Source organism: Citrobacter sp. Cpo148, assembly GCF_030332375.1.
Classification (GTDB): Bacteria; Pseudomonadota; Gammaproteobacteria; order Enterobacterales; family Enterobacteriaceae; genus Citrobacter; species Citrobacter portucalensis.
In genome coordinates this window covers 86,315-99,777 of the sequence record NZ_JAOWHY010000047.1, presented here as the reverse complement: position 1 = coordinate 99,777, position 13,463 = coordinate 86,315, and the positions used below count along the sequence as shown (strand labels likewise).

The 13,463-nt window shown below is 51.3% G+C and carries 11 protein-coding genes; 3 read left to right on the top strand and 8 right to left on the bottom strand.

Annotated elements, in window-relative coordinates:
• The first annotated feature begins 123 nt into the window (after positions 1–123).
• On the top strand, positions 124–1,884 hold the full coding sequence (locus tag OGY10_RS17515; protein WP_137377300.1) for an AAA family ATPase: 1,761 nt from the start codon (positions 124–126) through the stop codon (positions 1,882–1,884).
• 68 nt (positions 1,885–1,952) lie between these two features.
• The gene (fabA, locus tag OGY10_RS17510; protein WP_003035875.1) at positions 1,953–2,471 is read left to right on the top strand and encodes a bifunctional 3-hydroxydecanoyl-ACP dehydratase/trans-2-decenoyl-ACP isomerase; all 519 of its coding nucleotides are present in this window, start codon (positions 1,953–1,955) and stop codon (positions 2,469–2,471) included.
• Positions 2,472–2,578: 107 nt separating this feature from the next.
• Here fabA and rmf read toward each other — a convergent pair whose 3' ends face one another.
• The 6 genes from rmf to rlmKL all read right to left on the bottom strand — a co-directional run bounded on the left by rmf (position 2,579) and on the right by rlmKL (position 10,505).
• Positions 2,579–2,746 carry a ribosome modulation factor gene (gene rmf / locus OGY10_RS17505; protein ID WP_003035871.1) on the bottom strand — a complete coding sequence of 56 codons (168 nt, stop codon included), beginning with the start codon at positions 2,744–2,746 and terminating at the stop codon, positions 2,579–2,581.
• A 256-nt stretch (positions 2,747–3,002) separates the two neighbouring features.
• The gene (pqiC, locus tag OGY10_RS17500; RefSeq protein WP_191226208.1) at positions 3,003–3,566 is read right to left on the bottom strand and encodes a membrane integrity-associated transporter subunit PqiC; all 564 of its coding nucleotides are present in this window, start codon (positions 3,564–3,566) and stop codon (positions 3,003–3,005) included.
• Positions 3,563–5,203 carry an intermembrane transport protein PqiB gene (gene pqiB / locus OGY10_RS17495; RefSeq protein WP_020996511.1) on the bottom strand — a complete coding sequence of 547 codons (1,641 nt, stop codon included), beginning with the start codon at positions 5,201–5,203 and terminating at the stop codon, positions 3,563–3,565. Before pqiB ends, pqiC begins: the two co-directional genes overlap by 4 nt.
• A gap of 4 nt (positions 5,204–5,207) precedes the next feature.
• Entirely contained in the window at positions 5,208–6,461 is a 1,254-nt protein-coding gene (pqiA, locus tag OGY10_RS17490; RefSeq protein ID WP_191226209.1) for a membrane integrity-associated transporter subunit PqiA, read from the bottom strand.
• Between the two features lie 15 nt (positions 6,462–6,476).
• The gene (locus OGY10_RS17485) at positions 6,477–8,384 is read right to left on the bottom strand and encodes an ABC transporter ATP-binding protein (protein WP_008784281.1); all 1,908 of its coding nucleotides are present in this window, start codon (positions 8,382–8,384) and stop codon (positions 6,477–6,479) included.
• Positions 8,385–8,396: 12 nt separating this feature from the next.
• The gene (rlmKL, locus tag OGY10_RS17480) at positions 8,397–10,505 is read right to left on the bottom strand and encodes a bifunctional 23S rRNA (guanine(2069)-N(7))-methyltransferase RlmK/23S rRNA (guanine(2445)-N(2))-methyltransferase RlmL (protein WP_003831977.1); all 2,109 of its coding nucleotides are present in this window, start codon (positions 10,503–10,505) and stop codon (positions 8,397–8,399) included.
• A 98-nt stretch (positions 10,506–10,603) separates the two neighbouring features.
• Here rlmKL and OGY10_RS17475 point away from each other — a divergent pair, with 98 nt between their 5' ends.
• The gene (locus OGY10_RS17475; RefSeq protein ID WP_191214941.1) at positions 10,604–11,710 is read left to right on the top strand and encodes a YcbX family protein; all 1,107 of its coding nucleotides are present in this window, start codon (positions 10,604–10,606) and stop codon (positions 11,708–11,710) included.
• Here the strand turns inward: OGY10_RS17475 and zapC are convergent.
• The gene (gene zapC, locus OGY10_RS17470) at positions 11,707–12,249 is read right to left on the bottom strand and encodes a cell division protein ZapC (RefSeq protein ID WP_003035852.1); all 543 of its coding nucleotides are present in this window, start codon (positions 12,247–12,249) and stop codon (positions 11,707–11,709) included. The two genes, OGY10_RS17475 and zapC, sit on opposite strands and share 4 nt — an antisense overlap.
• A 165-nt stretch (positions 12,250–12,414) precedes the next feature.
• The gene (gene pyrD / locus OGY10_RS17465; protein ID WP_148362160.1) at positions 12,415–13,425 is read right to left on the bottom strand and encodes a quinone-dependent dihydroorotate dehydrogenase; all 1,011 of its coding nucleotides are present in this window, start codon (positions 13,423–13,425) and stop codon (positions 12,415–12,417) included.
• Between the last annotated feature and the right edge of the window lie 38 nt (positions 13,426–13,463).

Genomic DNA, 13,463 nt, shown 5'->3' with positions numbered 1-13,463 from the left:
AAGAATATCCAGCCTGTGAACTGTCGCGCGTCATCACAACCGTTTCGCGGTGCTTTCCAGGTGTTTAGTGGTGAGGGTTACGGTATAATCTCGTTTTTTACAACAGACTAAAAAACATCAACTTTGACCATTACGAAACTTGCATGGCGTGATCTGGTTCCTGATACCGACAGTTATCAGGAAGTATTTGCACAGCCGCACGTCACTGACGACACCGACACCTTACTTAGTGATACTCAGCCACGTTTACAATTCGCGCTAGAGCAGCTTCTTCAGCACTGGACAACATCCTCGTTCATGTTGGTAAAAGCACCGGAAGAGCTTGAGTATCTCAACCTTATTGCAAAGGCTGCACGTCCCTTGCACACGGATGCAGGAAGCCTGACTGGCGGTCATTACGACATCTCCGGTCACACTATTCGTTATCGTACAGCTGAGAAAGCGGAAGACAATTTTGCGACGTTGACGCAGGTGGTCAGCGCTGACTGGGCCGAAGCCGAACAACTGTTTGGCTGTCTGCGTCAGTTCAATGGCGAAATTACGCTGCAGCCAGGTCTGGTACATCAGGCCAATGGAGGTGTGCTGGTTATCTCATTGCGCACGCTGTTGGCCCAACCGCTGTTATGGATGCGCCTGAAAGCCATTGTCAGCCACGAGCGTTTTGATTGGGTGGCTTTTGATGAGTCTCGCCCGCTGCCTGTCTCCGTTCCGCCTATGCCGCTTAAACTGAAAGTGATTTTAGTAGGTGAGCGTGAATCGCTGGCGGATTTCCAGGACATGGAACCAGAGCTGGCTGAGCAGGCCATTTACAGCGAGTTTGAAGATAATCTGCAGATAGTGGATGCCGAAACCATGACGCAGTGGTGTCAATGGGTCACGCATACTGCTATGCGCAATAATTTGCCTTACCCCGCTCCTGATGCCTGGCAGGTTCTGATCCGTGAAGCCGTTCGCTATACCGGTGAACAGGATACATTGCCGCTTAACCCGCTGTGGATCACCCGACAGTTCAAAGAGGTGGCTCCGTTATGCGAGGGCGAAACCTGCAACGCTGAACAGTTCAGCCTGATGCTGGCTCAACGCGAATGGCGTGAGGGATTCCTGGCTGAACGCATGCAGGATGAAATTCTGCAAGAGCAAATCCTTATCGAGACAGAAGGCGAGCGTATTGGCCAGATCAACGCCTTGTCGGTGATTGAGTTTCCAGGCCACCCACGCGCATTTGGCGAGCCTTCTCGTATCAGTTGCGTCGTGCATATTGGCGACGGCGAGTTTACGGATATTGAGCGCAAAGCCGAGCTTGGCGGAAATATTCATGCCAAGGGTATGATGATTATGCAGGCGTTCCTGATGTCGGAACTCCAGCTGGAGCAACAGATCCCCTTCTCTGCCTCGCTGACCTTTGAGCAATCTTACAGTGAGGTGGACGGTGACAGCGCGTCCATGGCAGAACTGTGCGCATTGATTAGCGCCCTCGCCGACGTTCCTGTAAATCAAAGTATCGCCATTACCGGTTCTGTCGATCAGTTTGGTCGGGCACAACCTGTCGGTGGTCTGAATGAGAAAATTGAAGGTTTCTTCACCATCTGCCAGCAGCGTGAGCTGACGGGCACGCAGGGCGTTATCATTCCTTCGGCTAACGTCAGACACCTCAGCCTGCAGCCTGCGCTGCTACAGGCCATAGAAGAAGAAAAATTCACTATCTGGGCGGTGGACGACGTGACCGATGCGCTGCCACTGTTGTTAAATCTGGTGTGGGATGGCGAAGGCCAGACAACGCTGATGCAAACCATTCAGGAGCGTATTGCCACGGCAACGCAACAGGAAGGTCGTCACCGTTTTCCATGGCCGCTACGTTGGCTGAACTGGATTATTCCGAACTGATCGGACTTGTTCAGCGTACACGTGTTAGCTATCCTGCGTGCTTCAATAAAATAAGGCTTACAGAGAACATGGTAGATAAACGCGAATCCTATACGAAAGAAGACCTTCTTGCCTCTGGTCGCGGTGAGCTGTTTGGCGCTAAAGGGCCACAACTGCCAGCACCAAGCATGCTGATGATGGACCGTGTCATCAAGATGACCGAAACCGGTGGCAACTTTGACAAAGGTTATGTTGAAGCTGAACTGGATATCAACCCGGACCTGTGGTTCTTCGGTTGTCACTTTATCGGCGATCCGGTGATGCCGGGCTGCCTGGGTCTCGACGCCATGTGGCAACTGGTTGGATTCTATCTCGGCTGGCTGGGCGGCGAAGGTAAAGGCCGTGCGCTGGGCGTAGGCGAAGTTAAATTCACCGGCCAGGTTCTGCCGACCGCGAAGAAAGTCACTTACCGCATTCACTTCAAACGCATCGTTAACCGTCGCCTGATCATGGGCCTGGCAGATGGTGAAGTGCTGGTTGATGGTCGTCTGATCTACACTGCAAACGATCTGAAAGTGGGTCTGTTCCAGGACACTTCCGCGTTCTAATCCAGAACTGCGAAGCAGCCAGACATTAACGTTTCCCCGTTTTTTCTGGTGTGCAAAAAGGCGAAACCTCCGCTCTGCGGAGGTTTCTTTTATCTAAAGAGACAGAATCAGGCCATTAAAACCCTATCCCCCATGGCTTCTCGCCAGCCTCCCAGCCAGTATGACCTCTGATTCAGCGTCTGATAGGGACACATTTCTTTTGAGCGTCCGGCAATGCCGGCCTGATATCCACGTTGATGTGCCCGTTCCAGGCGATCTCGTTTTTGTCTCTTCATGCCTCGTTTCCCTCATTTTTGGGTCTGGTGGAAAAGAAAACAGTGATTACTAAGTGTGCAATCACACTAAACGAATACCCCTAAACATCAGGCTCGTCAATGCGCAAAATTCACGCCAGTGTCATATTTGTGAGCTAGCCTCTAAATCATTTGTACAAAAATAGTCAGTCAGAACAGCTATCTTCACGGCTAAAAAAATAAAAAAAACCGCCCCGGGCAATGAACCAGGGGCGGCATAATTTACAATTATTTAAGCTTAAGGGATGCGTTTCAGCTCTTGAGCAATAGCCGTCGCTTCCTGACTCCAGGTATTGGCTAGAACCTTCACCATCTCATCGTAGCCGTCTTTCGTCTGTACAGCTTCGATGTGGAACGGGCGTTTGATCAGTTGTCCCTGATGATTCAGCAACCATTCACCGCTCACAATAACCTTACCATCGTACCGACCGTGGAAGCCGGTTACGGTCACGTTCAGCGTATCCTGAGTGCTTCCCAGCGGTTGTGAAGCGACAACCCAGCCAGGCAACTGCATACTGAGGTTCGCAACCAGTGTATTGCGCAATTGCTGATCTAATGGGCTGGCCCAGAGATTATTATTGGCTATCACATATTTCACATCGCTGGTCTGGTAAACCACCCCATTACCGGCCAGATAATCAGGTACCGCAATCTGTTCAACCCACAGCAGACGGTTTCCCTGATTGGCAGAACTCTGCACTCCGCCTTGTGCGATAGGGAGCTGGTAATAGCTTTTATTTTCTCCGCTGGAGCTGCATGACGTCAGCCAGACCGCCATCATCACCACTAGCCACTTTTTCATTGTTTCGCCCTCTTCGGCTCTGGATCTTTTTTGTCCTTCGCTTCAAATACCAGCGCATTACTCTTATCGTTCAACGTTTTCAGTACCGGTTGCAGTTCACGCAGTACCTGATCAAGACGCTGCATATCCGCCACCATCTTGTTGTAGGCCGCGGAACCAGGCTGGAAGCCCTGCATACTACGATTCAGTTCACGTAGCGTGTTCTGCATATCCGCCGGCAGATCCTGCATCGACTGGCTGGACGTGATCTTGTTCATGTTATCCAGCGTGGTTTGCAGATGCTTCATCGTGCGCTGGCTTTCCGACAACGTATTGGTTGCCTGCTCGATCATCGGGTTCAGCGGCAGATTGTTAATCTTATCCAACGCTTCCATCAGACGCTGTTGGATCTGCGCCAGACCACCGCTCACGGTCGGGATTATCTGATAACCGTTAAATTCACGCACCCCAGTAATCGGCGGCTCTTTCGGGTAGAAGTCGAGATCGACATACAGCGCACCGGTTACCAGGTTCCCGGTTTTGAGCGATCCTCGTAATCCGCGTTTAAGCAGTTGCTCCAAATGAGCGCCAACATCGGTATCTTCTCCCAGCTGTGCCTTCAGACGTTCTGGTTCAATACGCACCAGCACCGGAATGCGGTAATCATTGTTAAATACCTGACGCATATTCGGTGAGAAGAAAGGTACTTTACTCACCGTACCCAAGCGGATGCCACGGAATTCCAGCGGTGCACCAGGCTGTAGGCCACGAATCGAATCTTTAAAGAACATCAGGTAATCAATATGATCGGTATACAGGGAATCCTGAATACTTTTTTGATCGTCATAGAGGTTAAATGAGGCCTGCTGCTCAACCGGTTGACCTTGTTCCAGTCCTTCGGGCACATCAAAACTTACACCACCGCCAAACAGCGTGGAGAGCGATCCCATTTCTACGCGCATACCTGCTGAGGTAAGATCTACGGCGATCCCGCTGTCTTTCCAGAAACGTACATTGCTGGTCACCAGACGATCGTTAGGCGCATTGATGAAAAGCTGATAGCTGATCGTACGCTTTTGCGCATCAAACGTGCTGGTTTCAACCGAGCCCACACGATAGCCGCGGAAAAGCACCGGATCGCCTGGGCTCAACTGACCGGCTTTTTTACTGTCCAGAATCACACGGATCCCTTTTGCATCTGGCGGAGCCAGCGGCGGTGAATCCAGCAGTTGGTAATTTTCCAGCTTACTGCCTTTATTGCCGGGCTGCAGTTCAATATAAGCCCCGGACAATAACGTGCCGAGCCCACTGATACCTTCACGTCCAACCTGCGGCTTCACCACCCAAAAGACAGAATCTTTATGCAGCAGCTTTTCCATTCCGGAGTTAAGACGCGCTTTAATCTCCACATGGGTCAAATCATCAGTCAGGGTTGCGCTCTCGACGATACCGACATCCACGCTGCGGCTCTTAATCGTCGTTTTGCCCCCTTCAATACCTTCGGCATTGGTGGTAATCAGCGTGACCTGTGGCCCCTGATGACTGTAGTGATAAAACAGTACCCACGCGCCAATGAGTGCAGTGACGATAGGGAATATCCACACGGGCGACCAGTTTTTTACCTTTTGCACTTTGGCTTCCCCACTTTTAGATTCCATGCTGTCAGGACTCCTCATGGCCTGGTTCTGGTTCACGGTCCCACGACAGACGCGGATCAAATGTCATCGCAGAAAACATTGTCATAATGACGACTAAAGCAAACATCAAAGCACCCATTGCAGGATAAATGTTCATTAACCCTCCCATGCGTACCAGCGCAGAGAGTACCGCAATCACAAAGACGTCGATCATTGACCAGCGACCGACAAATTCCACAACTTCATAAATCAGGTGCATACGTTCGCTGTCGCGTTTGCCGTGCCCTTTGGCATCCCAACATAGCCAGGCAATGGCGATCATTTTCAACGTCGGCACCATAATACTGGCGATAAAAATAACCGCAGCCACCGGATAAGAGCCTTCGCTCCAGATTAAAACCACCCCTTCAAGTATCGTTGATGGCAGCTTTGACCCGAGCAGATCGGTAATCATAATCGGCAAAATATTGGCAGGAAGATAAAGCATGATCGACGTGAACAGTAATGCCAACGTCCATTGCAGACTGTTTTTACGCCGCACATAGCCTTTCGTCTGGCAGCGCGGACACACCCGTTCATCAGCAAGAAGAATCGCGGTGCAGCAAGAGCAGGAACGCAGTCCCTGTCGAATGCCGGGCACACCTGGTTTTAACTCCTGCTTAATCGCTGGCATTGGCGCAATATCATCCCACAGCCAGCGACGGTCAACGCACTGGAATGCGCGCAGTTGCAAAACGCAAAAGAAGCACCACGGAATAAAGCTGCTGCCCACGCCAATATCGCCGTAAGCCATAAGCTTAACGAAGCTGACCAGCACGCCAGCGAGGAAGATTTCCGCCATCCCCCAGCTTTTTAACTGGAACAGGACGCGTGCAAGACCCGCCTTAAGTCTGGCGGGCATCTGCACCCGATTCACCAGCAGCAAGATAGTCAGCAGGCAAAACGCGGGGACCAACTGCACGAATAATAAAAAGAAGGTGCCGAGACTGGCGTAGTCTTCAGAAAAGAGAACGCTGGGGATCTCCAGCAACGTCACTTCGCTGCTCACCCCTGCGACGTTCATATTCACAAAGGGGAAGAGATTTGACAGAAGCAGCATGAACAATGCTGCTAATACATAGGCGGTAGGACGCTGCCGCGGCGCGTCCCACTCAACCGTTAACGTAGTGCCACATCGTGGACATGCCGCTTTCTGACCATGCTCAAGGCGAGGTAACGCCACCAGCATGTCACACTGCGAGCACAAAATATGCTTCGCGGCATGGTGATGTTCGCACATATGTGCTCCTTTAAATTATGCGCCGTTCTTCAAAGACTCAAGATACTCCCAGCGCTCAAAGGCTTGCTCAAGTTCTTGTTCCGCTTCGTTCAGATTAGCTAATACCTGCTGTGTTTGCTCATGTGGCTGACTGAAAAAAGCGGCGTCAGCAACCTGAGCTTGTAGTCTTTCCAGTTTAGCTTCCAGTTCTTCAAGCTGAGCGGGGAGCTGCTCCAGTTCGCGCTGCAGTTTATAGCTTAGTTTGCTCGTACCACGTTTGACAATTTCTGCTTTAGGAGCAACAGCTTCCTCTGTTTTTTTCGCGACCGGTTGTTTAAACGCCACATACTGAGATTGCTGGCTGCGCGCGTCATGATAACCGCCGACATAACGACCAATTTTACCACCGCCCTCGAAGATCCAGCATTCAGTTACAGTATTATCCACAAACTGACGGTCGTGGCTTACCAGCAGTACAGTCCCCTGATAGCTATCAATTAGTTCTTCAAGCAGTTCCAGCGTTTCGACGTCAAGATCGTTCGTTGGTTCATCGAGAATCAAAAGATTGCTGGGTTTCAGAAAAAGACGCGCCAACAGCAGGCGATTTCGTTCCCCACCAGAGAGCGCTCGCACTGGCGTCATCGCGCGTTTCGGATGGAACAGGAAGTCCTGCAGATAACCCAGCACATGGCGAGGTTTACCGTTAACCATCACCTCTTGCTTACCTTCAGCCAGGTTGTCCATCACGGTTTTATCTGGATCCAGTTCGGCGCGGTGCTGATCGAAATAGGCCACTTCCAGCTTGGTGCCGACGTGAATGCGTCCACTGTCAGCCTGAAGCTGGCCTAACATCAGCTTCAGCAGCGTTGTTTTGCCGCAGCCGTTCGGTCCGATTAGCGCAATTTTGTCGCTACGTTGTACCTGTGCGGAGAAATCTTTTACCAGCTGCTTACCATCAACCTGGTAATCCACGTTCTCCATTTCGAAAACAATCTTGCCTGAACGGCTCGCCTCTTCGACCTGCATCTTCGCCGTGCCCATCACTTCGCGGCGTTCGCCACGCTCGCGACGCATGGCTTTCAGTGCGCGCACGCGGCCTTCATTACGGGTACGGCGCGCTTTGATCCCCTGACGGATCCAGACCTCTTCCTGCGCCAGCTTGCGGTCAAACTCTGCATTTTGTAACTCTTCTACGCGCAGCGCTTCTTCTTTTTCCAGCAGATACTGATCGTAATTCCCCGGGTAGGTCACCAGCTTGCCACGATCGAGGTCGACGATACGCGTCGCCATATTGCGTATAAACGAACGGTCGTGGGAAATGAAGATGATTGTCCCATTGAAAGATTTCAGGAACCCTTCCAGCCAGTCGATGGTTTCAATATCCAGGTGGTTTGTTGGTTCATCCAGCAGCAGTACACGCGGATTGCTCACTAACGCGCGGCCCAGCGCCGCTTTACGCAGCCAACCGCCTGAAAGCGAAGAAAGTGCGGCGTTTGGATCCAGCCCCAACTGCTCCAGCACTTCATTAATACGGCTTTCGAGCTGCCACAGATTGTGATGATCGAGCATTTCCTGAACCCGCGCCATCTCATTCAGATTTCTGTCGCTCGGATCAGTCATCACCAGACGCGAAATATCGTGATAACGTTTGAGATACTCGGCCTGTTCTTCGATACCCTCGGCAACGAAATCATACACGCTGCCTTCAACATTACGCGGCGGATCCTGTTGCAGACGCGCCACAACCAGATCCTGCTCATAAATGATACGCCCGTCGTCAAGCCCCTGCTCACGGTTCAGGATCTTCATCAGCGTCGATTTACCTGCGCCGTTACGGCCAACCAGACAGACGCGTTCGTTATCTTCGATATGCAGTTCTGCATTATCAAGAAGCGGCGCATCGCTGAACGACAGCCATGCACCATGCATACTGATCAATGACATTTATTTATCCTTTCAGGCTGCGGTAATCAGCCAGCAATTGTGGATCTGACGGTTACGGGCAAAATCCTGGGAAAGCGTTTTTTGGGTAATTTCTTGTGCTTTCAATCCCAGTTCAGCCAAACCGTCGAGATCCATACGGAACCCACGTTTGTTGTTGGAGAACATGATCGTGCCGTCTTTACGCAGCAGACGTTTCAGATCTTTCATCAGCGCCAGATGATCGCGCTGCACATCAAACGAATCTTCCATACGTTTTGAGTTAGAGAACGTCGGCGGATCGATGAAAATCAGATCAAACTGTTCATTCGCATCACGCAGCCAGCCCAGGCAATCGGCCTGAATTAAACGGTGAGCGCGACCGCTCAATCCGTTCAGGCGCAGGTTACGTTCCGCCCATTCCAGATAGGTACGCGACATATCGACCGTCGTGGTGCTACGCGCACCGCCCAATCCTGCATGTACGCTGGCGCTACCGGTGTAGGAAAACAGGTTGAGGAAGTCCTTACCTTTACTCATCTGCCCCAACATGCGGCGCGCAATACGGTGATCGAGGAATAAACCCGTATCAAGGTAGTCAGTCAGGTTAACCCACAGGCGCGCGTTGTACTCGCTTACCTCAATGAATTCACCCTTCTCATTCATCTTCTGATACTGATTCTTGCCTTTCTGACGCTCACGGGTTTTCAGCACCAGTTTGTTTGGCGCGATTTCCAGTACTGACAGCGTGGCGGCAATGATGTCGAACAAGCGTTGACGTGCTTTTTGCGCATCAACCGTCTTCGGCGGTGCGTATTCCTGAACCACGACCCAATCACCGTAACGATCTACTGCAACGTTGTATTCCGGCAGATCAGCGTCATACAGGCGATAGCATTCAATGCCTTCCTGACGCGCCCATTTTTCCAGCTTCTTAATATTCTTGCGCAGGCGGTTGGCATAATCTTCCGCTACCGTAGCCGGCTTGCTGTCCGCAGTGGTCTCTGCAACGTGATAATTCTTCTGCACACAATCCAGCGGGCCGTTTTTCGCTTTGAACTGCTTGTCGGCACGTAATTGCAGGCTGCTGAGCAGATCCGGCGAGGCGCTGAACAGCGACAAATTCCAGCCGCCAAACTGGTTTTTCATCGTACGGCCCAGCAGGCTGTGCAGGGCAATCAGCGCCGGTTCGCTATCCAGACGTTCGCCGTAAGGCGGGTTACTGATAACTGTCCCATACGGTCCTTTCGGCAGCGGATTGCTCAGTTTGGCGACATCTTTCACGTCAAACGTCATAAGATCGGCGATACCGGCGCGGCGAGCATTACTACGCGCTTTTTCAATCACGCGCGCATCGCTATCGGATCCATAAAAATGCGAGGTATAGTCAGCCAGTCCCTTACGCGCACGCACCTGCGCTTCGGCTTTAACTTCTTGCCAGACAGCTTCGTCGTGTTGCGCCCAACCGCTGAAGCCCCAGTATCCACGGTGCAGACCCGGCGCGCGATCGGTCGCCCACATTGCCGCTTCAATCAGCAGCGTGCCGGAACCACACATCGGATCGAGTAACGGGGTTCCCGGCTGCCAGCCAGAACGCATAACAATAGCGGCGGCCAGCGTCTCTTTAATCGGTGCCTGACCCGCGCGATCGCGATAGCCACGCTGATGCAAACCGTCACCGCTCAGATCGAGCGCAATGCTGGCAGTATCTTTGTTCAACCAGACGTTGATGCGCAGATCCGGAGATTCACGATCCACATTCGGACGCGGCATATTTTTGCGGGTAAAGGCATCGACAATCGCATCCTTGACCTTCAGCGCGCCGTACTGGCTGTTACGAATGGTCTCGTTCAGTCCGCTAAAATGGACGGCAAACGTAGCACCAGGGTTAAATATCTCTGTCCAGTCGATTGCCTGAACGCCGAGGTACAGATCAAGATCGCTGTAGACCTTGCACTCTCCCATCGGCAGGATAATGCGCGAGGCCAGGCGGCTCCACATCAGGCTCTGGTAAACAAGCCGTGTGTCGCCCTTAAAATGGACCCCACCCTGAACGACCTGACACTCCAGCGCGCCGAGGTTTTCCAGTTCAGTTTTTAACAGCTCTTCCAGCCCGCGGGCCGTACTGGCAAACAGAGAATTCATAATGTCACTTTTACTCCGAGAAAATTGCTGTGCATTATAGCTAATATGGGCTGTATGTCATAAAGTTGAAGGCTTATTTTCATTCGAGGGGCTGTACAGTGGTCACGTTAACCCGACTTTTTATTCATCCGGTTAAATCAATGCGCGGCATTGGGCTTACGCATGCCCTGGCAGATATTAGCGGTCTCGCCTTTGATCGCATATTTATGATCACTGAACCTGACGGAACGTTCATAACTGCCCGCCAGTTCCCACAAATGGTCCGTTTTACGCCTTCCCCATTCCACGATGGGCTGCATCTTACAGCTCCAGATGGCAGCAGCGCGCTCGTGCGATTTGCCGATTTCGCTAGCCAGGATGCGCCGACGGAAGTATGGGGAAACCATTTTACCGCGCGTATTGCGCCAGCGGCTATCAACCAGTGGCTTAGCGGCTTTTACTCCCGTGAAGTACAGTTACGCTGGGTCGGCCCGCAGCTGACGCGCCGTGTAAAACGCCATGTTGATGTTCCTTTATCCTTCGCTGATGGTTATCCCTATCTGCTGGCCAACGAAGCATCCCTGCGCGATCTGCAACAGCGCTGTCCGGCAAGCGTCAAAATGGAACAGTTTCGCCCCAATATAGTAGTTTCGGGAGCTGGTGCCTGGGAAGAAGATACCTGGAAAGTGATTCGTATTGGCGACGTCATTTTTGATGTAGCAAAACCCTGTAGCCGCTGTATTTTCACGACAGTTAGCCCGGAAAAAGGCCTGAAACATCCATCCGGTGAACCGCTTGCCACACTCCAAACCTTCCGCACTGCGGTAGATAACGGCGATGTCGATTTCGGTCAGAATCTTATCGCGCGTAACAGTGGCGTTATTCGCGTCGGCGATGAGGTAGAAATTTTGGCAACCGGCCCCGCCAGAGCGTACGGCGCGGCTGAATCAGACGAAACTACACCCGAACAACAACCTGATGCCACGGTGCTTATTGACTGGCAGGGACAGACCTTTCGCGGAAATAATCAACAGGTATTGCTTGAGCAATTGGAAAACCAGGGTATCCGGGTTCCCTATTCATGCCGGGCAGGCATTTGCGGATGCTGTCGAATTCGACTGGTAGAAGGCGAAGTTAGCCCGTTGAAGAAATCAGCGATGGGGGACGACGGAACAATTCTTTGCTGTAGCTGTGTTCCCAAAACGGCAATCAGGCTGGAGAGCTAAACCGCCTGCTCAAGGCTGAAACTGTCAACAACGGCCTGCGGTTTCAGTCTGTCATTCATTATTTTAATCGCATCGCCAAGCTGCATCGTACGCCCGGCGATAACCACGCCAGGTTGCGCAAGCAGGCAAAGCGCGGCGTTTTCACCCGGCTCAACCACTAACAGGTTTACCTGTTCATCGGTATCGCTTAAATCAACACAGGCTGCGTCACCCACGACCGGCGACCAGTTAATACCGTGTGCGACAAAGTGCCAGCTTTTTGGCATTTGCGGTTTGAGATAACGAATCGCCACCAGCGCATTAAGCACCAGTTCCGCTTTTTGTTCTTTGGCTAAATCCAGGTAGCGACATTTTTCTTCAAAGGAAAAATAAAGCGCGGCGTCATCAACACAAAAACCTGACGGAGAAAATGCATCAGGAGTGAGCATTTTACGAGCAAAACGCGAACGGAATAACATGCCATTGGCTAAATCGAGCATCATACGATCGTGCTCTTCATCATAATACCAGCGCCAGTTATCGTCGGGTTTAATTCGCATCAGTTTCTCTCCTTTCCTTAATCATCACCGTTACGACAGTATCCTTTTGCCGCTTCGTTTATTGCCCTAATAATAAAAGCTCAGAATGTTTAAATAAGCAACAGTAAAGGAATATAAAACAACCAGGGCTAGAAATAAAGCCCTGGTTTGTGATTAAGGTAGCATTCAGATATTGCTGACGATTTCTTTTATCAACGGCGGACCTTTAAAAATAAAGCCCGAATAAATCTGTACGAGGGTTGCACCAGCAGCTATTTTCTCACGTGCAGCAATCACCGAGTCGATACCACCAACACCAATAATCGGCAGCTGACCTTTTAATTCCTGAGACAACTGGCGAATAATTTCTGTACTTTTTAATTGCAACGGTCGACCGCTCAGACCACCCATTTGATCGCAATTTTTCATTCCCTGAACAAGAGAACGATCGAGGGTGGTGTTAGTCGCAATTACGCCATCAATATTATGACGAACTAAACTATCGGCGACCTGGATCAGTTCTTCCACAGAAAGATCCGGCGCGATCTTTACCGCCACCGGAACATATTTATGGTGGATCGCTTGCAGATCGTTTTGCTTATTTTTAATTGCCGTCAGGAGATCGTCCAGCGCCTCGCCGTATTGCAGCGTACGTAATCCCGGCGTATTAGGCGAAGAGATATTAATCGCGATATAACCAGCATAAGCATAGACTTTTTCCATACAAATCAGATAGTCATCTTTGCCGTTCTCTACTGGGGTATCTTTGTTCTTACCAATATTAATACCCAGAATACCGTCGAAATGCGATTTTTTAACGTTCTCAACCAGGTTATCAACCCCGTAGTTATTAAACCCCATGCGGTTGATCAAACCTTCTGCATCGACCAGACGGAACAGACGCGGTTTATCGTTACCCGGCTGAGGGCGTGGCGTCACGGTACCAATCTCAATGGAACCAAATCCCATCGCGCCGAGTGCGTCAATGCACTCCCCGTCTTTATCCAGTCCGGCAGCAAGCCCGAGTGGATTTTTAAACGTCAGCCCCATACAGGTAACCGGTTTTGCGGGTACTTTCTGGCGGACAAGCGCTTCGAGCGGCGTGCCGGTAATGCGACGTAATTGCTGGAATGTCAATTCATGGGCGCGCTCTGGATCGAGCTGAAAAAGGGCTTTACGAACGAAGGGGTAGTACATGAACTCTCCTGGATTCCCGGTGTGCAAACCGGGGGCGT